Origin of the sequence: Synechococcus sp. WC101 (assembly GCF_047461555.1) — a bacterium.
Lineage (GTDB): Bacteria > Cyanobacteriota > Cyanobacteriia > Thermostichales > Thermostichaceae > Thermostichus.
Genome location: NZ_JANSHG010000287.1, coordinates 1 through 1,533 on the forward strand (window position 1 = coordinate 1; position 1,533 = coordinate 1,533).

The window sequence follows — 1,533 nt, forward strand, 5'->3', positions numbered from 1 at the left end:
CCTTAGGAGTGATGGTCATGACCTGGCTAGAGCGGAAGATCTCGGCGGCTGCCCAGCAGCGGATTGGCCCCAACATGGCCGGGCCACAGGGGGTACTGATCCCGATTGCCGATGGCATCAAGCTCTTGACGAAGGAAGATGTGCTGCCCAGCTTGGCCGACCCAGTTTTGTTCACGCTGGGGCCGATCCTGGTTTTCCTGCCGGTCTTTTTGTGTTATCTGGTGGTTCCCTTCGGCCAGAACCTATTGATCTCCAACATCGCCATCGGGGTGTTTTTCTTGATCGCCACCTCCAGCGTGCAGCCCATCGGCCTGTTGATGTCGGGCTACGGCTCCAACAACAAGTATTCTCTGCTGGGGGGGCTGCGGGCGGCGGCCCAGTCAATTAGCTACGAACTGCCCTTGGCCTTGTCGGTGCTGGCGGTGGTGCTGATGAGCAACGGCCTGGACACCGTGGGGATCGTGGAGCAGCAGAGTGGGCTGGGGATCCTCAGTTGGAACGTGTGGCGGCAGCCGATTGGCTTTGTCATTTTCCTGATCTCGGCGCTGGCGGAAACCGAACGGATCCCCTTTGATTTGCCGGAAGCCGAAGAGGAGCTGGTGGCCGGCTACCAGACGGAGTACTCCGGCATGAAATTTGCCCTGTTTTACCTGGGATCCTACGCCAACTTGCTGCTGGCCTCTCTCATTGCGGCGGTGTTGTACTTGGGCGGCTGGTCGTTTGTGGTGCCGGTGGAAACAATTGCCGCCTGGCTCGGGATCCCGTTGGACAACCCCTTTTTGCAGATCGGCGCGGCGGTGTTGGGCATTCTCATGACGATGGTCAAGGCTTTTATCTTTGTGTTTTTGGCCATCCTCTTGCGCTGGACCCTGCCGCGGGTGCGCATTGACCAGCTCTTGGACTTGGGGTGGAAATTTCTGCTGCCCGTCTCGTTTGTGAATTTGCTGTTGACGGCGGCTTTGAAACTTGCCTTCCCGAGCGTTTTCGGGGGTTGAATGAAAAGTAAAGAAAGCGAGAGAGGGAGAGGACAGGCCATGACTTTTCTCAAGCGCGTTGGCGAATACGTAAGCGATGCCTTCAAAGCAGCCAAGTACATCGGTCAGGGGATGGGAGTGGTCTTCGACCATATGAACCGCCGGCCTGTAACTGTCCAGTATCCCTTTGAGAAGCTGATCCCCTCTGAGCGCTTTCGGGGACGCATTCACTTTGAGTTCGATAAGTGCATTGCCTGCGAGATCTGTGTTCGGGTTTGCCCCATCGACCTGCCGGTGGTGGACTGGGTCTACAACACCGAGCTGAAGAAGAAAGAGCTCTACAGTTACAGCATCGATTTTGGGGTGTGCATTTTCTGCGCCAATTGCGTGGAGTTTTGCCCCACCAACTGCCTCTCGGTTACCGAAGACTATGAACTGGCCACCTACGACCGCCACGAGCTGAACTACCACCAGGTGGCGCTAGGTCGCCTGCCTTCCAAAGTAACAGAGGATCCAATGGTGACACCTCTACGGGAGTTTGCCTACCTGCCCAAGGGGG

Annotated in this window: 2 protein-coding genes; both read left to right on the forward strand. The window is 57.0% G+C overall.

What is annotated here, in order from left to right:
- Positions 1–995, forward strand: a 995-nt coding sequence (gene nuoH, locus NW809_RS12525) for an NADH-quinone oxidoreductase subunit NuoH (protein WP_414402292.1), incomplete at its 5' end; no start/stop codon positions are given.
- A 39-nt stretch (positions 996–1,034) separates the two neighbouring features.
- The coding region (ndhI, locus tag NW809_RS12530) for an NAD(P)H-quinone oxidoreductase subunit I (RefSeq protein ID WP_414402293.1) at positions 1,035–1,533 on the forward strand (499 nt) is incomplete at its 3' end.